This window comes from Cellvibrionales bacterium (genome assembly GCA_016713115.1).
In the GTDB taxonomy this organism is placed as follows: Bacteria; Pseudomonadota; Gammaproteobacteria; order Pseudomonadales; family UBA7239; genus UBA7239.
Window position 1 is genome coordinate 1084467 of the sequence record JADJPU010000001.1, and the last position, 17943, is coordinate 1102409.

Annotated in this window: 24 protein-coding genes and 1 other RNA gene; 14 read left to right on the forward strand and 11 right to left on the reverse strand. The window is 51.2% G+C overall.

The features are described from left to right. Window positions 1–4 precede the first annotated feature (4 nt). From IPK30_05205 to IPK30_05250, 10 genes are read left to right on the forward strand one after another with little or no spacing between them, the layout of a single operon-like run. Window positions 5–280, forward strand: a complete 276-nt coding sequence (locus IPK30_05205) for a hypothetical protein (GenBank protein MBK8102680.1) — start codon at window positions 5–7, stop codon at window positions 278–280. Window positions 281–286: 6 nt separating this feature from the next. Beyond that, on the forward strand, window positions 287–1486 hold the full coding sequence (locus tag IPK30_05210) for a DegT/DnrJ/EryC1/StrS family aminotransferase (GenBank protein ID MBK8102681.1): 1200 nt from the start codon (window positions 287–289) through the stop codon (window positions 1484–1486). A gap of 10 nt (window positions 1487–1496) precedes the next feature. Further along, window positions 1497–2195: a class I SAM-dependent methyltransferase gene (locus IPK30_05215; GenBank protein ID MBK8102682.1), complete on the forward strand. Its 699-nt coding sequence runs from the start codon at window positions 1497–1499 to the stop codon at window positions 2193–2195. Further along, entirely contained in the window at window positions 2192–2428 is a 237-nt protein-coding gene (locus tag IPK30_05220; protein MBK8102683.1) for a hypothetical protein, read from the forward strand. Before IPK30_05215 ends, IPK30_05220 begins: the two co-directional genes overlap by 4 nt. Window positions 2429–2454: 26 nt before the next feature. Continuing rightward, the gene (locus tag IPK30_05225) at window positions 2455–3165 is read left to right on the forward strand and encodes a WbqC family protein (GenBank protein ID MBK8102684.1); all 711 of its coding nucleotides are present in this window, start codon (window positions 2455–2457) and stop codon (window positions 3163–3165) included. A gap of 7 nt (window positions 3166–3172) precedes the next feature. Further along, on the forward strand, window positions 3173–4144 hold the full coding sequence (locus IPK30_05230) for a glycosyltransferase (GenBank protein MBK8102685.1): 972 nt from the start codon (window positions 3173–3175) through the stop codon (window positions 4142–4144). Next, on the forward strand, window positions 4134–5069 hold the full coding sequence (locus IPK30_05235) for a glycosyltransferase family 2 protein (GenBank protein ID MBK8102686.1): 936 nt from the start codon (window positions 4134–4136) through the stop codon (window positions 5067–5069). Before IPK30_05230 ends, IPK30_05235 begins: the two co-directional genes overlap by 11 nt. 3 nt (window positions 5070–5072) lie before the next feature. After that, on the forward strand, window positions 5073–6071 hold the full coding sequence (locus IPK30_05240) for a glycosyltransferase family 2 protein (protein ID MBK8102687.1): 999 nt from the start codon (window positions 5073–5075) through the stop codon (window positions 6069–6071). Window positions 6072–6080: 9 nt separating this feature from the next. Further along, complete coding sequence (locus tag IPK30_05245; GenBank protein MBK8102688.1) at window positions 6081–6971, forward strand: glycosyltransferase family 2 protein; 891 nt, start codon at window positions 6081–6083, stop codon at window positions 6969–6971. Further along, the gene (locus IPK30_05250) at window positions 6968–7951 is read left to right on the forward strand and encodes a hypothetical protein (GenBank protein MBK8102689.1); all 984 of its coding nucleotides are present in this window, start codon (window positions 6968–6970) and stop codon (window positions 7949–7951) included. The genes IPK30_05245 and IPK30_05250 overlap by 4 nt, the downstream gene beginning before the upstream one ends. A gap of 34 nt (window positions 7952–7985) precedes the next feature. Here the strand turns inward: IPK30_05250 and IPK30_05255 are convergent, their stop codons facing one another. Genes IPK30_05255 through IPK30_05275 form a run of 5 tightly spaced genes read right to left on the reverse strand, consistent with a single transcriptional unit; the run spans window position 7986 to window position 12762 of the window. Further along, on the reverse strand, window positions 7986–8939 hold the full coding sequence (locus IPK30_05255; protein ID MBK8102690.1) for a glycosyltransferase family 1 protein: 954 nt from the start codon (window positions 8937–8939) through the stop codon (window positions 7986–7988). Beyond that, a complete protein-coding gene (locus IPK30_05260; protein ID MBK8102691.1) occupies window positions 8936–10051 on the reverse strand; it encodes a glycosyltransferase in 1116 nt (371 codons plus the stop codon). The genes IPK30_05255 and IPK30_05260 overlap by 4 nt, the downstream gene beginning before the upstream one ends. Then, window positions 10048–10275: a hypothetical protein gene (locus tag IPK30_05265; GenBank protein ID MBK8102692.1), complete on the reverse strand. Its 228-nt coding sequence runs from the start codon at window positions 10273–10275 to the stop codon at window positions 10048–10050. The genes IPK30_05260 and IPK30_05265 overlap by 4 nt, the downstream gene beginning before the upstream one ends. Next, window positions 10235–11425: a hypothetical protein gene (locus IPK30_05270; GenBank protein MBK8102693.1), complete on the reverse strand. Its 1191-nt coding sequence runs from the start codon at window positions 11423–11425 to the stop codon at window positions 10235–10237. Before IPK30_05270 ends, IPK30_05265 begins: the two co-directional genes overlap by 41 nt. Beyond that, a complete protein-coding gene (locus tag IPK30_05275) occupies window positions 11422–12762 on the reverse strand; it encodes a sigma-54-dependent Fis family transcriptional regulator (protein MBK8102694.1) in 1341 nt (446 codons plus the stop codon). Before IPK30_05275 ends, IPK30_05270 begins: the two co-directional genes overlap by 4 nt. Window positions 12763–12890: 128 nt before the next feature. On the opposite strand from IPK30_05275, the gene IPK30_05280 reads away from it, so the two are divergent. The 3 genes from IPK30_05280 (at window position 12891) to IPK30_05290 (ending at window position 14103) form a co-directional block, all read left to right on the forward strand. Then, window positions 12891–13403, forward strand: a complete 513-nt coding sequence (locus tag IPK30_05280; protein ID MBK8102695.1) for a superoxide dismutase family protein — start codon at window positions 12891–12893, stop codon at window positions 13401–13403. 88 nt (window positions 13404–13491) lie between these two features. Then, window positions 13492–13773, forward strand: a complete 282-nt coding sequence (locus IPK30_05285; GenBank protein MBK8102696.1) for a type II toxin-antitoxin system RelE/ParE family toxin — start codon at window positions 13492–13494, stop codon at window positions 13771–13773. Window positions 13774–13788: 15 nt separating this feature from the next. Further along, window positions 13789–14103, forward strand: coding sequence for a HigA family addiction module antidote protein (locus IPK30_05290; GenBank protein MBK8102697.1), 315 nt, complete (start codon window positions 13789–13791; stop codon window positions 14101–14103). 21 nt (window positions 14104–14124) lie between these two features. Here IPK30_05290 and IPK30_05295 read toward each other — a convergent pair whose 3' ends face one another. Genes IPK30_05295 through IPK30_05305 form a run of 3 tightly spaced genes read right to left on the reverse strand, consistent with a single transcriptional unit; the run spans window position 14125 to window position 15216 of the window. Continuing rightward, window positions 14125–14715, reverse strand: a complete 591-nt coding sequence (locus IPK30_05295) for a sel1 repeat family protein (GenBank protein ID MBK8102698.1) — start codon at window positions 14713–14715, stop codon at window positions 14125–14127. A 13-nt stretch (window positions 14716–14728) separates the two neighbouring features. After that, window positions 14729–15001 (reverse strand): type II toxin-antitoxin system RelE/ParE family toxin, encoded by a 273-nt coding sequence (locus tag IPK30_05300; protein MBK8102699.1) that lies wholly within the window; start codon window positions 14999–15001, stop codon window positions 14729–14731. Further along, window positions 14998–15216: a hypothetical protein gene (locus IPK30_05305; GenBank protein ID MBK8102700.1), complete on the reverse strand. Its 219-nt coding sequence runs from the start codon at window positions 15214–15216 to the stop codon at window positions 14998–15000. The genes IPK30_05300 and IPK30_05305 overlap by 4 nt, the downstream gene beginning before the upstream one ends. Before the next feature lie 140 nt (window positions 15217–15356). Here IPK30_05305 and ssrS point away from each other — a divergent pair. After that, window positions 15357–15538: non-coding RNA, 6S RNA (gene ssrS / locus IPK30_05310), on the forward strand. Between the two features lie 46 nt (window positions 15539–15584). On the opposite strand, the gene IPK30_05315 is transcribed toward ssrS, so the two are convergent. The 3 genes from IPK30_05315 to ilvA form a co-directional block, all read right to left on the reverse strand. After that, entirely contained in the window at window positions 15585–15986 is a 402-nt protein-coding gene (locus IPK30_05315) for a type II toxin-antitoxin system MqsA family antitoxin (protein ID MBK8102701.1), read from the reverse strand. A gap of 2 nt (window positions 15987–15988) precedes the next feature. Next, window positions 15989–16285, reverse strand: a complete 297-nt coding sequence (locus tag IPK30_05320; GenBank protein ID MBK8102702.1) for a type II toxin-antitoxin system MqsR family toxin — start codon at window positions 16283–16285, stop codon at window positions 15989–15991. 79 nt (window positions 16286–16364) lie between these two features. After that, window positions 16365–17900 (reverse strand): threonine ammonia-lyase, biosynthetic, encoded by a 1536-nt coding sequence (gene ilvA, locus IPK30_05325; protein MBK8102703.1) that lies wholly within the window; start codon window positions 17898–17900, stop codon window positions 16365–16367. Window positions 17901–17943: the final 43 nt, after the last annotated feature.

A 17943-nucleotide genomic window follows, 5' to 3' on the forward strand; every position in this document is an offset into this window, starting at 1 on the left:
GCCGTTGGAGCAAGTGGCTGGGCAGGTATATTTCACCCGCCAAGCAGTAAATGATGGCTTGGCGAAGATTCCAGCAGCATCGGTACTGAGAGTGAATTACGAATCATTTTGCACAGCGCCAGTCGAGGTGTACGCAGCGTTAGCAGATAAAATGCGTGTAATGGGTTGCGAGCTTCCTCAATACGCGGGTGAAAGCCATTTTAAAATATCTGAAACTTCACGCTTAGCGCCCGCAGAGCGAGCAACCATAGAGCAGTATTTAGCAAAACTTGAGGAATAAATAATTGTGTCTGTAAAACAGTCTGTTGACGACTTGCATATCTTTGGCGGTAAACCACGGTTTACGCAGCCGTTGCATGTCGGCCGCCCCAATCGCCCAGACAAAGCGGTTTTTATGCAGCACGCGGACGATATTTGGGAGAGCGCGTGGCTCACTAACAACGGCCCCAAAGTGCAGGCGTTTGAAGCGGCGCTGTGCCAAATTCTCGGCGTTAAACACGCCATTCCCGTGTGCAATGCCACCATCGGGCTGCAAATTGCAATTCGCGCACTCGGCATGCGCGGTGAAGTGATAGTGCCCAGTTTTACGTTTATTGCAACGGCGCACAGTTTGGAATGGCAGGGCATCACGCCGGTATTTTGTGATGTTGATCCGGTAACGCATTGCATGGATTCGCAAAAAATTGAGCAACTGATTACGTCACGCACTACGGGCATTATGCCGGTGCATGTGTGGGGTAATGTTTGCAATGTTGAAGCGATAGAAGCAATAGCCAAAAAACACACACTAAAAATACTTTACGATGCGGCGCACGCTTTTGGCTGTGACCACAAAGGCAAAATGGTTGGCGGCTTTGGTGATGCCGAGGTATTCAGTTTTCACGCCACCAAAGTACTCAATACATTTGAGGGCGGCTGCATTACTACCAACAATGACGAAGTGGCGCGCGTGATTCGCTTGATGATTAACTTTGGGTTTGTGGGTAAAGACCAAGTTACCCATATTGGCAGCAACGGCAAGATGAGCGAGATTTCTGCTGCGATGGGCTTGGCCTCGCTGGAGGCATTTGATGGTTTCGTTGCACATAACCGTCGTAACTATCAGCACTACCGCCGCCGTATTGCAGAAATACCCAGCCTGTCACTCGTTGAATACAATGAAACCGGCAAACACAATTTCCACTACATCATTGTAAAGGTGGCGGAGGGTGCCGGCATCAGTCGCGACAATATCGTGCAAGTACTGGAAGCAGAAAACGTACTGGCGCGGCGCTATTTTTACCCCGGCTGCCATCGCATGGAGCCGTATTGTTCTTACTATCCCAATGCCGGTTTGTTGTTGCCAGAGTCAGAAAAACTTACAGGGGCTTTACTGTGCTTGCCAAATGGAAAAGCAACCACAGCGGAAGAGATTGACGGCGTGTGCGAGTTATTGGATTTTGTTATAAAAAATCAGCAAAACATTGTACGGCGTTTAGATAAATAGGTTAAAAGTGATGAAAGTAATAACAAAGTTTTTTAAGAAAAGAAAAAAGAAAAAAGAAAAATACAGTGATCTACAGATACAAGAAGCCTTAACACAGCTGCGAGAAGCGCTAATTATGCAGCCATTGGATGCCATCTTGCATTTTCAGTATGCGCAAGCGGCTTCCAAAGCTAATTTGCCATTTCTTGCTTATGCTGAACTGAAAACGGCATCTGTGCTTGGGTTGCCAGACAAAGATGGGCAACAGCTTTATCAGGAGATTATTTCAAAAGTGCCAGATTTGCTGGAAATGAATCACAATCAGTGGTTCCGGCTACACTCTATTGCCAGCAAATTGAAAGAAAAAGCTGACGGAAAAAAGCTACGTATTCTTGATGTTGGCGGCGGCGATGGCAGTCTTGCGGCGTTTTTGCCAGAGATGGACTATTGTCTTGTTGAGCCAGACACCAATGGAATCTCTGGCACACACCTGCCATTTGCAGACCAATCGTTTGATTACGTTGTGTCATGCCATGTGCTGGAGCATATTCCAATTGAAAGTCGTGAACTGTTTTTGGATCAGCTCATCTCAAAAGCGAGTAAAGGTTTGCTGTTACTAAATCCCTTTCATGTGGAGGAAGCTTTGTTGAGGAAAGGCTGCAGTTGTTTATTGATGTTACCAATGCGCGATGGGCTCATGAGCACCTTGAATGCAGCCTTCCGAAAGTGAGTGACGTTGAGGCTTACGCACAGCAAAAAGGCTTGCAATGTGAAGTGGAGCCCAATGGCGCTTTGACAACATCTATGGCGTTGGTTTTTATGGATCATTTTTCACAGGAATCCCGCCAGCATGAAAAATGGAAGCAGATCAATTACTTTATTAATAGTAGATATGCGCATTTAATGACCTCGCCGGATTTTCCAACGGCGTACTTAATCTGTCTTAATCGCCAAAATGCTTAACGGACGCTGTGGGGCAATTTGAAGGTATGAAACTCGCCATCATGCAGCCGTATTTTTTCCCGTATCTCGGCTACTTTCAATTGATTCACGCCGCAGACAAGTTTGTTGTCTACGACGATGTGCAATACATGAAAGGTGGGTGGATCAACAGAAACCGTATTTTGATGGACGGTAAGCCGGCGTGGATAAGCCTGCCGGTTATGCCCGATTCCACCTATAGCCACATCAACCAAAGAACGGTTTCTACAAGAGAGTACGAAAAAAGCAAAATAAAAATACTGGGGCAGCTGCAGGCCGGTTATAGAAAAGCACCTTTTTTCGCGGAGACATTGCCGCTAGTGAAAACCATTTTAGATGACGAAGAGAAGAGTCTGGCACATTTTATTTGTAGTAGTTTAACGATTATGTGTGAATACTTGGGCATTAAAACCCCATTAGTGTTGTCATCAGCCATAGCTAAAAATGATGATGAGTGTAGCGGTGTCGATAGGGTGTTTGCTATTTGTCGAGCGACAGGCGCTAAGACTTACATCAATTCAATAGGTGGCAGAGAGCTGTACCGCACAGAAGATTTTTCCGCGCAGGGCATCGACTTGCGCTTTATTGCGATGGATAGCATGGAATATGCACAAGGTGCGACAGTGTTTGTGCCGTATTTGTCGATTATCGATGTGCTGATGTTTAACGGCAGAGACACCACCCAATCCCTGTTGCAACAGTACAGTCTGCAACCGTGAGGCACCGATGCCTACACAGCCACTAATCAGCGTTTGCATCACCACTTACAATCACGAAAAATTTCTCGCGCAGGCGCTCGACAGTGTGTTGATGCAGCAAGGTGATTTTGTGCTGGAGGTATTGGTCGGTGAGGACGGTTCTAGCGATAACACAGCGGCCATCGTGCGTGATTACGCAACACGCCACCCTGATACGATACGCGCCTTTTATCACGATCCGAATGACAAGTTGTTCATCAACGGTCGCCAGACAGGGCGCAAAAATTTTCTCAATAATCTTGCGCAGACAAAAGGCGAATACATTGCCTTGCTCGATGGCGATGATTACTGGACGGATTCGCAAAAACTGCAAAAACAGCTAGATATATTGCAGCAACATCCGCAGTTATCGGCCTGCTGCCACGCGGCTATTTATGTCGATGCAGAGAATAAAGCGCAAAAAGGATTTATGGGGCACCATGATGTTGATGGCGCTTTTCGCGACTTTTCTTTGCGTGATGTGCTGCGTAAAAATCCTGTGCCAACGCTTTCGGTAATGTTCCGCAATCCGCGTATGCAGGAGTATCCGTCACTGTATTTGAAAACAGATATGGCGGATTGGCCGACACATATTCTCACGGCACGGCGCGGCGATATTCGCTATAGCAACGAAAAAATGGCTGCTTATCGCGTGCATGCAGGCGGTATTTGGGCTGGGTTTCGCGACAATCTTGAGAAAACTTTATTATCGGAAATGGCGGTGTGGCGCATTCTTATAGAAGAGCCGATATTTGCAGCACAGCGCGAATACCTCACACAACTGATTTCAGCGCAACATATCAAGCTGATAAAAGCTGCGTTGCGTGAGCATGATTATCACAAGGCGTGGCGGTATTGGCGAGAGCAGGGAAAATACCATATCGGGTTGGCGTGGCGTATTGCCCGCAAACAGATGCGTCACGCACTTTTACCTAAACACGGTGCGCGGCATGAGCGGTGAGCAGCCCTTGGTTTCTATTGTTGTTCCGACCTACAACTACGCTGTATTTCTTGCCGAAGCGGTGGAGTCGGCACTGCACCAATCGCACAAAAATATTGAAGTCATCATCGTGGATGATGGTTCGACCGATAACACGGCTGTCGTAGCACAAGCGTTAGTGCAGCAGGATGCGCGCGTGCGTTATATATATCAGCCCAATCAAGGTTTGTCAGCGGCACGCAATACCGGCATCAAAAATGCGCAGGGAGATTTTCTCGTATTTCTCGATGCGGATGATGTGATGCACGCACACAAAATAGCCACACACTGGGTGCATTTTAAGCGTGAGCCGTTAACAGATATTTCTTATGGCAGCAGCCGTTATTTTTTATCAGGCCAACCAGAAAAAACGTTTGCCAGTATTGCGCTGGATGAGCAGGACTGGATGCCAAAAGTATCCGGTAGCACGGCGGAAATCATGCCGACACTGATCGCCAACAACATGATGCCTGTGTGCTCGGCCATGTTGCGGCGACGCGTTGTCGATGCAGTGGGCGGCTTTGATACGTCACTTAAATCGCTGGAGGATTGGGATTATTGGTTGCGTGTAGCCACACAAAAATTTTATTTTAGTTACAGTGATGACCAACAGTTGGCTGCCTATATTCGCGTACACGGTATCAGTATGAGCCAGAATACTTTGCGCATGTTGCAAGTGCAGTACGGTTTGCGTCGCATACAGATTCCGCGCTGTTTAAACCGTATTGCTGATCGGGTTTTGACGCGCCAATTGCAGCGCGATAACGAGAAACGCCGTTTGCGCTGCTTGGCTACCATAGCGACAGCGTTGGGCGTTCGCAGTGCCGAGTGTAAACAGTTGTATCGTGGTGAATCGCCTGTCATGCTGCTGAAACTGTTTTACCGTCTGTTGCGTAAAAATAGATAAATCATGCCCACACAAGTTTCCATTGTTGTTACCACCTACAACGGCGCAAAATATTTGGCGGCGCAGTTGGATTCTATTTTGGCGCAGACGCACCAGGAGTTAGAAATTCTTATTAGCGATGACGCTTCCATGGATGACACATGGGCTATCGCACAAAACTATGCCATCAAAGATGCGCGTATACGGTTGTTGCGCCATGAGAAAAATGTGGGGCTGCACGCCAATCTCAATACCGCTTTGGCTAAAGCGTCCGGCGAGTACATCGCCATTTCCGATCAAGACGACATTTGGCTGCCGCATAAAATTGAAAAGCAGTTGTCGTTGTTGAGCGGTGCCGTGGGCGTGTATTCCGATAGCGCGTTAATTGACGCGCAAGGCCAATCGCTTGGAAAAACACTGTTTCAAACACTGAATATCAAACCCAACGCCGACAGCGCGCGCACGGTGCCGCTGTTTTTTAAGAATGCGGTTTCAGCGCATGCGCTGTTGTTTCACCGTTCTCTGTTGTCGATGGCGCTGCCGTTCAGCGATGATTTTATTTTCGATCACCAACTGGCGCTGGCTGCTTCCTGTTACGGCGGCTTGCAGTATTGTGACGAGCCGCTGGTGCTGCATCGCATACACGGCGGCAACCACACCAATGCTGGCTTGGCGGGGAAAGCTGTGCAAAAACAAACGGCGCTTGATCGCAACGCCGAGCGCCGCGAGCATCGTTTTCGTCAGCAGCAGCGCATCCGTTTTGTTTTAGAGCGCAGCGCGCAGGCCAGTGCGGAACTAAAAGCCTTTGGCGTGTGCGATGAGTTTTTGCTCAGTGATATTGTCGCTATTCCTGACGAAATGGCGCGCTACGATCAAACTTTCTTTAACATCAAACTGTTCAATTTATTGCGCGTGTTAGGCCGCAAACACCGCTACTGCCGCAAGCTACGCCTGAAACGCTGTTTTATTTTGGCGAAAGGCGCGCGCTGGCATCAGTGGTTTGGCGCGCTGGGTTTGCGTTGAGGTGAACCGATGAATGATCTTCCGCGCGTATCCGTTTTAATTTCTGCCTATAAACACGAGCGCTATGTAGAAGCCTGTGTGCGCAGTGTGTTGGCGCAAACCTATCCAAATATTGAATTGATCGTGTTGGATGATGGCTCGCCGGATGGTACAGCAGCAGTGTTACAACAATTGCACGAGGAAGCCAAAAACACGGCGCGCCCGTTTACTTTTATCACCAAGAAAAACTCAGGTCTGTCGGATACTTTGAATCAAGCCTTGGCGCTGGCAACAGGAAAATACATTTGCCAGTTTGGTTCCGATGACATCATGCTGCCGGAAAAAACCGCCATACAAGTGGCGTTTATGGAAGCGCATCCCGATGTGGCCGTGTGTGGCGGCAATGCGCTAAATATCGACGGCGAGGGCGTGGTGCAAACGCATCGACAAAAAAATCCGCCGCAGCGTGAAATCTCGTTTGAAAATCTATTTGCCAACACTGGTCACGGCATTGTGGCCTCCACCTGCATGATACGCAAAGAGGTGCTGGATAAAGAGGGCGGTTGGAATCCAGCGATTCCACTGGAAGATATGTATTTGTGGTTCAAACTCACTTCGCGCGGCTATCGCATGGTGGGTTTGGGTGAAGTGTTGATGCACTACCGCAAGCACGCCAGCAATTCGTACAAAAATGTGCGCTATATGTACGAATCCATGAAAAAGACCATTGCCGATTATCAAGCGCACCCGCTGTATACCGAGGTGCTGTTGAAGTTGCAGCGCAGTTGTTTTTTAACAGCGGCGAAGCAGGGCGATAAAACCTTGGCGCGTGAAATATTGCACGAGATTCCGCTGCGTGCATTCAATAAAAAAGTGTGGCGCGGATTGTTGCATCTGTTGAAGCCGAGCAAACGCCCGTGACAGAAGTGGCAAATATAAAGCCGCGATTACTGTATTTGGTGTACGGACCGGATGTGGCGTATCACCGCGAAGCGCAGTTCAGTATTTTGTCGGCGCTGTATCGCGCTGCAGATAGCGAGAGTTTTTCTATCGTGGTGTACACCGATGCGCCTGCGCATTATCAGCATTTGCCGGTGACGGTTTATCCGCTTGCGCCAGAGACTTTGCAGCAGTGGGCAGGTGAGTTGCGCTACCACCATCGCAGTAAATTGTGTGTGTTGCAGCAAGCTGTACCGCTGGCGAGTAAAACGGTATTTATTGATACGGATACCTTTTTTTTGCGCGATCCTGCGCTGTTATTTGTCGCGGTAGATGACAAAGCCTGCGTAGTGGATGAGTTGTATCACAGCCAGTTGTCGCCCGCAGTGGCGCAAGATCTTGCGGTTGCTGCGTTATTACAACAATACAAAATTGAGCCGAAAAATATTCCCGTGATCAATTCTGGTTTGTTTGGCATCGCGTGCAGCAATGCCGCAGTTTTGGATTTGGCTTTGCGTTTGAATGACGCGGTGTACCCTGCATCCAATAAAAGTTTAACCACCGAGCAGTTGGTGTTGGGCATGGCGGCTGCAACCCAGACCGCGTTGCAGGCAGACGATGGTGTGATTAAGCACTACTGGAGCCGCAAGCAATTGTTTCGCGCCAAAGCCTCCGCCTTTATTGCCAAGCATGGCGCGCAGTGGGATACAGAGGCAGCGCGGCGCGATTTTCTGCGCGTGACACCAGCTATGCCCAAGCCGCCGGTATTGATACGCAGCCTGATGAAATTGTTGACGCTGGTGGTGCCGCAGCCTGCGCGCCAGTTATTGCTGGAATTGTTTTACGCGCGCTTTCCCTACCGCAATCCGTTTGATCGCGCCTGCCAAGATGCGTGGCGCGAGAAAGCGTGGAAAAACTATTACGAAAAGAAAGCCGAAAAAAACAAACCAAAAGCAAAATAAAAATGTAGGAGCGGCACCTTGCCGCGATATTTCTTTAGCCAAACAGCCGTTGTAACAGTGTGCGTGGATAATCTTGCGGTTGGCGCAGTGGCTCGGCCATTGCCCACACAATTTTTTGTCCCAGCGCTTCAAAGCTGTACTGCCGTTCAACCAGTTTTTGACCGGCGTCAGCAATGCGTTGTGCCAGCGCAGGGTTCGCGCGCAGTTGTGCAATTTTTTGGCAGCATTCTTCCAGCGAGGTGTACAGCACAATATTTTCCATATCGCGCAAGCCCAGCGCTTCTTCTTCGCCGTTGCCCTGTTGCCAAGCCAGTAGCACGCAGCCAGCAGCCATCGCTTCAAAGTTTTTAATCATGTATTCGCCCATGCCGATGTCGGCGCTGGCAAAAAAGCGAATGCTGTTGAGTTTGTCGACATACTCTTGACCGGAGTTTGTGCGCACAACTTCCATATTTTCCAGCGCGGCCAATTGTTCCAGAAACTGTTTACGCTGTGCGTACACGCCGCTTTTCAAGCTGCCGACAAAACCCAATTCGATGTTGCGCTCACGCTGTTGCGCTTGAATCAGGGCTTGGTCATAACCCTTGGGAATAAAAATAGCGTCTATGCCTTCATGGCGTAAACGCTGCGTGACATGCGCACCGGAACACAGCACGCGCACCCACGGCATGCGGTGGTAGTGGCGCGCGTATTTGCCGCGATATTTGTTGGGAATGTAATTCTGGTAGGCATCGTGTTCCAGAATTACCAGATTGGGCAGCGTGCGAATAAAACGCCACTGGCGCATTTCTTTTTTGAAGCGCAGAAAAAACACGATGCGGTCGTAGCGTGAGATATCGACCTGCTCGCGGAAATAGCGTTTCAGATTGGCTTGCTCGTCTGAACTCAACCAGCGTGTATCGCAGTCGCCAGCGTGGCGCGCAATGCTGTCGTACAGGCGATCGAGAATCACGCGCTGTTCTTTTTGTACCAAAAACAAAACTTTCATCGCTGGGCTACCACGCGAGCAACGGCAGCCAGAAGTCGCTCGCGAAAAGGTGGAAAACTGAATTGTTGTTGCAATCGTTGATAGAGCTGCTCGCCCAGTTGTCGCTGTTGTTCTGGTGTTTTGCGCAGCATGCTCAACATCTGCGCAGCTAATGTTTTGTCGTCACCGCTAGCAAAATACAGCGCGTGTTCACCGAGCACTTCCGGTGCGCCGCCGCAATCGGTGCTGATAACAGGCACGCGCGCCAGCATCGCTTCCGTTAGCACGATGCCAAACGGTTCGCGATCAGAGGAGGAAACATAACAATCGAAGGCGGAAAATAAAGTGGCGGCATCGGGCAGCGCACCCGTGAGAATAATGCGATCTTGCAACTGCAATTCTTCAATTAGTGCGCGGTAGCGCGCTTCGCGTTTGCCTTTGCCGATCAGCAGTAATTTGGCTTGCGGAGCTTCTGCCGCAATGTGTGCGAAGGCGCGGATCAGCGTGCTTTGATCTTTGTCGTCGTGCAGGCGGCCGACATTGGCAAACACAAATTCCTCATCTCGCAATGCCAATTTTTCTCTGGCAGTCATGCGAGGTAACAGTTTTGTTTCTAAAACATCGCTATCAATGCAATTGTGCAGTGCTTGTTTGCGTAAGACTGTGTCGCACCGTTGCATGTCTTGCGTGACAGCCTCCGATACACCGACCATCAGCAAACGATTCTGAAACAAACGCAGCAGGCAGCGGCGCGCACGGTTTTTTAGTACGCCAAACGCGTGTGCCACACCGATCACAGGAATGTTACTGCCCACGCTGCCGAGCAGAGCGAGGTACAGCGGTTTGTAGCGCTGCGCGATCAGCAATGTCACTCGATGTTGTTGGATCAGTTTGCTCACGCGCGTCATCAAGCCGAGCTTCAAGCCCTTCATTTTTTTATCGGAGGCATCAAAAAAAATCACTTCATCGGCAATGGTTTTTTGACGAATGGCCGTGTCAGGTGCGCCGGATAAATACACGGTGATCACACGCCAGCCATCCGATTGCAAAGCGCGGCTGTATTGGTTGGACAGCGACAAAAACGGCTCGTTGTAGCCGTGAACAATATGCAGTGCTGTGCGCTTCGCGTTCATAGTGCGAGGTACTCGGTCAACTGCTGTTGCAAGGCAGAATTGTCGGGCCAATTGTGCAAAAAGCGTTGCGTATCTTTGTGCAGCGCGCGTTGCAGTGCAGCCGCACTGCGATGGTGTTGTACGCCGTCGTAGTCGATCACCGCAAGCGTTTTGCCATCGCTGAGTAAATTGCTGGCCTTCATGTCACCGTGGTGGATGTGCAGTGCTTGCAGAGCTGTAAACATGGCGCGCAGGCTGTGCAATTCTTCCAATGTGGGTGCGTGTGCCTGCCAGCGGGTGAGCAAATCGGCATCGGCACAGTGTTCGCTGATAAACCATGCGCTGGTGACGAGCGGCCCCGTTTTTTGTTCGATCAAAGCCACCGGATGCGGCACGCGCACACCGGCAAATGCCAGTGCGTGTGCGTAGTGCCAACTGCGTGCAGCGCGTGAAGGACGAAAAGCGCGACGCAGTTTGCGCAGCCAATCTTTGTTGAGGTACTGTTTGACGACAAATGCTTTTTCCATCCACTTCTATGCGAAAAACTTTAGCCGAGTTGCCATTCTTCAAGATTACCGCGTTCTGCATCAGTGCAGCAGGGTTTTTCAGTTGCTCGCGCAACGCAGGCGTTAAAAACCGGCGCTGAGCGAGGATGCGCAAGCCGCTGTGCGGGCTGAGGTCGGCCACTTCGGTGCAATCGCGCAAGATTTTTTTTAGATAGTGCTGTAAACGCTGTCGCCACTGCTGTTTAGCGAGGGCGTTGATCGCCGCATCACCTTGCAAATGCTGTAGAGCAAAATCCCAATCGGCTAAGGGCAGTTGCGCCAACAATAGTGCGAGATTTTTTTGCTGTTCATGAGGATGCGAAAAATGCTGACAACTGGCGGGGTCTAATAGCCACAGTGTTGCGCTGCCATCTTCTTGCGTTTGCAGCAGGAAATTGCCCAAGTGTAAGTCGCGTTGCAATAATTGATGTTGCCACAAGGTTTGTAAACAGGGTAGCAATTTATCGAGATAGCCGCGCTTTTCTGTTTCATCGGCCTGCTGCCAAAGCACATCTAAAGGCTGCGCGTTATCAATAAAAGCAAACAGACACACGCCGCCTTGTTCCAGCGCGCACTGCATGAGCAGGGTGGGTGTATTGATGCCGGCGTGTTGCAGCTTTTCAAAGCCGTTGATTTCTTTTTGCCAGTTGTCGGCATCAAAAAATAATTTCACCAAAACCGTTTGTTGATGGTGTATGCCGCGCAGCACGATGCGTTTTTCTGGCAGAAAGCGCAGTATCGTGTCACACAGCAAGATGCTGTGGTCTGGCAGTGCAATAGAAAAAGGTACGGCGACAGCGCGACCGCTGACTTTCAACGCGGCCAGTGTGGTGAGTGGTGCGTGATTCATGCCGGTTGTTTGCCGCCGCGCGGGCGCGGGATGCCCATTTTTTGACGGCGCTCCCACAGATTTTTGCGGCTGATGCCGAGCCGCTGTGCTATTTCTGTTTCCGACAACGCGTCTTGGTTGTCCAACACAAAACGCACGAAATAATCTTCCAGTGAAGTGACGGCTGTCTTGGCGTTTGTTGCAGGAAGATCTAAGTGCGCGTTGTCGAGTTCGCGTGCATTGGCGTCGCAAAGAATAACTGCGCGCTGAATGATATTGTCCAGCTCGCGCACATTGCCGGGCCACGGGTATTCCGCAATGGCTTGTTGCGCAGCAGCAGATAAAGGCAGCGCAGTGCGCCCAATTTTTTCGCAGTATCGCGTTAGCAGTTGGGTGGCGATCAGCAGAATATCGTCGCCGCGTTCGCGCAGCGCCGGCAAATTGAGTTGCACTACATTGATACGAAAATACAAATCTTCGCGAAACATTTTTTCGTCGCACATTTTGCGCAAATCGCGGTGGGTGGCGGCAATCAAACGAATATTCACTTTGCGCGAGGAGACAGAACCAATCGCGCGCACTTCGCTTTCTTGCAGCACGCGCAGTAAACGCGCTTGTGCCTCCAGCGGCAACTCGCCGATTTCATCCAGAAATAAAGTGCCGCCATCCGCAGCGGTAATCAAACCTTCGCGCGCTTGCGTGGCGCCCGTGAACGCACCCTTTTCGTGACCAAACAGTTCAGCCTCAATCAGCGTTTCTGGAATGGCGGCGCAGTTCACCGAAATCATCGGCTGCTGCGCGCGCGGGCTGCTGTTGTGTATGGCGTTAGCGATCAACTCTTTGCCGGTACCGGTTTCGCCGCAGATCAGCACAGTGGCATCGGTCGGCGCGACTTTATGAATTTTGCTGTACAGCGCCTGCATGGCGGGGCTGTTGCCGATGATGTTGCTCAGTGCATCGGCAGAATCCGCGTTGCTCGATTTTTTTTGTGCGCGTTTGCGCGACAGCGCCGCACCTGCGCCGAGCACGCGTTGCACGGTGGCGAGCATTTCATCGTTATCGAACGGTTTGGCAATGTAATCCACTGCACCGAGTTTCATGGCATCAATGGCAGAACGCATACTGGCGTAGCTGGTCATGATGATGACGGGCGTATCGCCGCAGCGCTGCAATAAATCGGTGCCGAGTGCGCCGGGCAAACGCAAATCGCTGATGACTAAATCAAATTGCTGCGGTTGCAGCGCGAGTGCCGCGGCTACGCTGTCGGCTTCCGCCACATCGAATTGCTGTCGCTGCAAAACTTTTTTCAATGCCTGACGAATGATTTCTTCGTCTTCGACAATCAGGATGCGTTTCATAGAATCAAGACAAACAAAATATCGCGCTAGTGTTACCGCCCACCCGCTTTCATGCAAGGCTGAGCGGCGTGCGTTGGGAACTTGTGCCAGACTGTGCGCTCGAATGCTGCACAACACAGGAGATTGCCATGAAAAAATTGCTACCTTTCGTATTGGCGCTAGCGGCGACTTCAGCGCTGGCAGATGTCACGGTGCCGCTGCAGCAAGTGGATGAAAAGGGCGTGGGCGCTGCTGTGGGGCAGGTGGTTATTTCAGAGACGCGCTACGGCTTGGTGTTCACGCCGAATCTGCACGGTCTCACAGCGGGGCTGCACGGCTTCCATCTGCACGAGAACGCCAGCTGTGCGCCGTCCACCAAAGACGGCAAAGCGGTGCCAGCGGGTGCAGCCGGCGGCCATTACGACCCTGAGAATACCGAGGTGCACGGCATGCCCTGGGGCAACGGCCATTTGGGCGATTTGCCGCCGTTGTATGTGGATGCCAAGGGTTTTGCCACCCAGCCAGTGTTGGCACCGCGCCTGAAGCTGTCGGATCTTAAAGGCCGTGCGCTGATGATTCACACCGGCGGCGACAACCACGCCGATCACCCTGCGCCCTTGGGCGGTGGTGGTGCGCGTGTTGCCTGCGGGGTGGTGCGCTAGCGAGAGCGGTGCGCAGTGATTTGCTGCGCCAATGCCGTGTTGCATGATGAGCAGTTGAACTGCGTCACGTTACGCGTTACATTGAGGCATGATAAAGACATTTGCAGATAAGCATACAAAAGAGCTTTTCGAAACGGGCAAATCAAAGAAGGTGGCAGCAGATGTGCTTTCTAGAGCCATTCGTAAGTTGGAGTATGTGAACTTTGCAATTAGCTTGGATGACTTGAAAGTACCACCGGGAAACAAGCTTCACTTGCTGTCGGGTGATCGCAAAGGGCAGCACGCTATTGCCGTCAATGACCAATGGCGCATTTGTTTTAGATTCAGTGATGGCGATGCATATGATGTTGAGTTTTGTGATTACCACTGACAAAAGGTAACGATTATGACCATTGAAAATGCAGGCACGCTTAAGCGCAAACCCACGCATCCAGGTGAAATGTTGCGCGAGGATTTTATCCCTGACTATGGTCTTACAGTGGCAAGCTTGGCTGATGCGTTAGGTGTTTCTAGGCAATCCATCAATGAATTGTTGAGGGAACGGCGTGCGCTTAGTCCTGAAATGGCGATTCGACTCGGTCGCCTTTTTAATAATTCACCTGAGTTTTGGTTGAATGCGCAGCGAGCTGTTGATCTTTGGGTTGCGGCACAAGCCATTAAAAAAGAGGTGGTTCGTATTAGGCCTTTGCGTGCAGCGTAGTTGGTTAAGTTATGTGGAGTGTTAGGTGCCAGCGCTTATTTGCTGCGCCAATGCCGTTGCACGGTACTGCGCTTGCTGTAAGGCTTTGGTAGACAATTTTTCTGCTGCGCGATCGCGGTTTTGCACTTCTAGCGAATCGCCATTGACGGCGGCGAGTGCAAACCACGCGTAGGCTTCTGCATAATTTTGCGTGTAGCCGCGTCCTTCGAAATACATCATGCCTAAGACGGATTGCCCTGTGCTGTCGCCCTGCATGGCGGAGGTACGCGCCCAGCGCGCGGCTTGCGTGTAATCCTGTGGCACACCGATGCCTTCGTAATACAGGGTGGCGAGTATGCCTTGCGCGGCGGCGTTATTTTGTTGTGCCGCCAGTGTGAGCCAGCGCGCGGATTCCGGATAATTTTTTTCCACGCCCTCGCCGCGACTGTAAAAAGCAGCGAGCTGTAATTGCGCAGTGGCATCGCCGCTCTGCGCGCGCTGAGCGATGACGGCCAGTGCACTGGGTGTTGCGGGCGGTGTCGTTTGGCAGCCGCTGATGACGAGCAATGTTGCAAGCGCCAAACTGCGCCAGTGCGTCATGGTGTTAATCATCGCCGCTGAATAAATTGTCAAAACCTACTCCAAATTAACGCTTCAGATAGCGATAAAAATTTTCATGGCTGCCGAGTTTAAGTAAATATAAAACGATGTCAGATTCGTTGTATTCATAGGCAAGCAAAACTTCTTGTTGCTGGATGCGAAACTTGTATACGCGCACACCGGCAAGATCCCCCACTTTCATTTCTCCGATAGCGGGCTTGGCCATAATGGATTTCACAGCCGCATCAACGGCAATTTTTTGTTGCGGAGGTAATTTTTTAATCGCTTTAGCAAATTCATTGGTCTGTAATACTTTCATCCAAAAGAGTACTCACTCACTTCGCCCGTTTTGGCTTGGGCTCTGGCGCGCAAGAGTCCGATGATGAAATCGTAAGAGAGATCAGGGTTCTGCTCAGCGATGCGTCCCAGTGTTGCCCAGTGTTCAATCTGCTTGGGCGTAGAGCGGTGCGAGGCTTCGCCGTAGATACGGGCAGATTCAACGAGGGCGTCGTCAAGTTTGATAGCGGTGCTCATGGCGTGTCTCTAAAGGCTGCGAGTGCGTTTCAATTTACAACCTCTTGCAACCCGATGAAAGTCAGCGCACAAACGCGGAGCACGGGAAAACGCTGGATAAATTACCATGCTTGCTCGCGCTGGTAGAGGGGTATACTGAGCATGTCCTGAGATGCGCGCCAGTCGGTTTCGTCCTTGAGCCGATAATGCAAACTCCCCCGGATGTATCTCGTTCACTGCCGGTGTGCATGTCCGCCTCGCGGAAAGCCTAAAGGCAATGCTGATACACCCACCTTGAACCTTGGGTTCAAGGCTACGCCGGCAGCGGCATCTCGGGTCCTCTCCTTCTACATGCCTCCCTCTCGCTGCTCTGATGGCTTCCCGAAACCTTATGCGGCCTTAATTTCTTCCAGCAGTTCGGGATGGCGGTCTAACACTTTCAGCAATTTCACCAAGGCCAATGGCGGTTTGGTTTTGCCGGTTTCGTAACGCGAGAAGGCATTGATGCCGCCACCAAAAATCTCGGCAGCTTCCCGCTGATCTAGCGCCAGTTTCTTACGGACACTGGCAATAAACGATGGATCAACGATCGATGCATTCACCCGTTTGTTAAATGCCAGCATCAATTCCATGGTTCTTTTTGATTCTGCAGCATCCAGAATCGATTCGCCGCAAGCAGGGCAAAAACTGCCAGTCACCGATGAGATAACGGTTGATTCACCCTTGTAAACGTACGGTATGTCACGCGTGTCATGTATTAAATTCACTACGGCGCAAGAAGGGCATTTCATGTTCATAGCTCCTTGAAAGAAACGATGAGTACATCGTCCATCACTGTCAGTTTCAGATAGATTTCACCAGCAGCGGTCTTGGGCTTGTACACATCTTGCCAAATTTGATGGCTGGCGTGGGTTGTCATGCTCTTACAGAAATCTGATGGTTGTAATGCCATTACCACCGCTACCATTGCATCAAAATCTAGCCCTAAAGCAGTAGCGCCTTCACGGGCAGATTGAGTGGAGCGAATCTGCCCAGCTCCAGCCATGGTCTTAATGACAGACAACTTGCAGTGCGGTCGGCGCTTTTCCATAAGCTAACCTACTTGGTTATATTTGGCAACTTGGTTAATCAATGCCCTTTTTATTCACCACGCGACAAACTGTGTCGCGCTAGCCGAGAAACAACCGATACGCCGCGTTGTCGGTTTCTTCCTGCCAAGGGTAGTTGAGCGCGTTGAGGTATTTCTCCAGTTGCGCGTATTCCGCCGCTGGCACTTGCAAGCCCGCCAGCACGCGCCCGTCGGCTGCGCCGTGGTTGCGGTAGTGGAACAGCGAGATGTTCCAGCGTTGCCCCAGGCCGTTGAGAAAATGCATCAGCGCGCCCGGTCGCTCAGGAAATTCAAAGCGGAACAGGCGCTCGTCGGAAATCGTAGGCGCGTGACCGCCGACCATGTGGCGGATGTGCAGTTTCGCCATTTCATCGTCGGTCATGTCCAAAGCCTTGTAGCCGTTGCTGCCAAGTTCGCGCAGCAATTCGTGGCGATCATTGCTGCCGGCCGCCACTTGTATGCCCACAAAAATATGTGCCTGTTGTTGATCGGCGTAGCGGTAGTTAAATTCGGTGATGTTGCGCTTGCCCAACAATTTGCAAAACGCTTTGAAGCTGCCTGGTTTCTCGGGGATAGAGACGGCCAACACCACTTCGCGTTTTTCACCGATTTCGGTGCGCTCAGAAATATAGCGCAGGCGATCAAAATTGATATTCGCGCCGCTGTTAATCGCCACGAGATTTTCATTTTCTAACTGCTGTTCAGCCGCGTATTTTTTTAAACCCGCGAGTGCCAAGGCGCCGGACGGTTCGGCGATGGCGCGTGTGTCTTCAAAAATATCCTTGATCGCTGCACAAGTTTCATCGGTGCTGACGGTGATCACGCCGTCAATCGTTTTTTTCAAAATACGAAATGTTTCTTCGCCGATTTGTGCCACAGCGGTGCCGTCGGCAAACAAGCCCACTTGTGGCAGTTTCACGCGTTTTTTCTGCTGTATTGCCGCAGCGAGGCAGGCGGATTCTTCCGCTTCTACCGCAAATACTTTGACATCGGGGCGCACATACTTGATGTAAGCGGCCACACCCGCGCACAAACCGCCGCCGCCCACGGGCACAAAAACGGCGTGCAAGTTGTCGGGATGTTGGCGCAGGATTTCCATGCCCACCGTGCCTTGACCGGCGATGACATCGGGATCGTCGTACGGGTGCACAAAAGTCAGTCCTTTTTCTTGCATCAGTTGTTGTGCATGCGCAGAGGCTTCGTCATAAGTGTCACCGTGCAAAATCACCTTCGCACCGCGCGCTTTTACCGCGTCCACTTTAATGGCAGGTGTGGTGCGCGGCATCACAATAAACGCTTTCACACCCATGCGCGATGCGGCTAAAGCCAAACCCTGCGCGTGATTGCCCGCAGAAGCCGCTATCACGCCGCGCTCCAATGCCTCGGCAGACAGCTGGCACATTTTGTTGTAGGCGCCGCGCAACTTGAACGAAAACACTGGCTGCAAATCTTCGCGTTTCAGCAACACGCGATTGCCGATGCGCGTCGAGATTGCCTGCATCACATCCAGCGGTGTTTCTTGTGCCACATCGTAGACGCGGGCATTGAGTATGCGTTTGATATAAGTGTGTGGCATGGCAACCTCCGGTGCGTGCATGGTATCGGCAGCGGTAGCCGCTGTGCAATGAAACGCGGTAAAA

Coding starts and splice junctions, on each gene's coding strand:
- IPK30_05315 (MBK8102701.1), bottom strand. CDS start 15,986: ATGAAATGCCCTTCTTGCGCCGTAGTGAATTTAATACATGACACGCGT.
- IPK30_05320 (MBK8102702.1), bottom strand. CDS start 16,285: ATGGAAAAGCGCCGACCGCACTGCAAGTTGTCTGTCATTAAGACCATG.
- IPK30_05240 (MBK8102687.1), top strand. CDS start 5,073: ATGCCCACACAAGTTTCCATTGTTGTTACCACCTACAACGGCGCAAAA.
- IPK30_05260 (MBK8102691.1), bottom strand. CDS start 10,051: ATGAACGCGAAGCGCACAGCACTGCATATTGTTCACGGCTACAACGAG.
- IPK30_05300 (MBK8102699.1), bottom strand. CDS start 15,001: ATGAAAGTATTACAGACCAATGAATTTGCTAAAGCGATTAAAAAATTA.
- IPK30_05280 (MBK8102695.1), top strand. CDS start 12,891: ATGAAAAAATTGCTACCTTTCGTATTGGCGCTAGCGGCGACTTCAGCG.
- IPK30_05270 (MBK8102693.1), bottom strand. CDS start 11,425: ATGAATCACGCACCACTCACCACACTGGCCGCGTTGAAAGTCAGCGGT.
- IPK30_05230 (MBK8102685.1), top strand. CDS start 3,173: ATGCCTACACAGCCACTAATCAGCGTTTGCATCACCACTTACAATCAC.
- IPK30_05225 (MBK8102684.1), top strand. CDS start 2,455: ATGAAACTCGCCATCATGCAGCCGTATTTTTTCCCGTATCTCGGCTAC.
- IPK30_05275 (MBK8102694.1), bottom strand. CDS start 12,762: ATGAAACGCATCCTGATTGTCGAAGACGAAGAAATCATTCGTCAGGCA.
- IPK30_05305 (MBK8102700.1), bottom strand. CDS start 15,216: ATGAGCACCGCTATCAAACTTGACGACGCCCTCGTTGAATCTGCCCGT.
- IPK30_05290 (MBK8102697.1), top strand. CDS start 13,789: ATGACCATTGAAAATGCAGGCACGCTTAAGCGCAAACCCACGCATCCA.
- IPK30_05255 (MBK8102690.1), bottom strand. CDS start 8,939: ATGAAAGTTTTGTTTTTGGTACAAAAAGAACAGCGCGTGATTCTCGAT.
- ilvA (MBK8102703.1), bottom strand. CDS start 17,900: ATGCACGCACCGGAGGTTGCCATGCCACACACTTATATCAAACGCATA.
- IPK30_05265 (MBK8102692.1), bottom strand. CDS start 10,275: ATGTTTACAGCTCTGCAAGCACTGCACATCCACCACGGTGACATGAAG.
- IPK30_05245 (MBK8102688.1), top strand. CDS start 6,081: ATGAATGATCTTCCGCGCGTATCCGTTTTAATTTCTGCCTATAAACAC.
- IPK30_05235 (MBK8102686.1), top strand. CDS start 4,134: ATGAGCGGTGAGCAGCCCTTGGTTTCTATTGTTGTTCCGACCTACAAC.
- IPK30_05215 (MBK8102682.1), top strand. CDS start 1,497: ATGAAAGTAATAACAAAGTTTTTTAAGAAAAGAAAAAAGAAAAAAGAA.
- IPK30_05285 (MBK8102696.1), top strand. CDS start 13,492: ATGATAAAGACATTTGCAGATAAGCATACAAAAGAGCTTTTCGAAACG.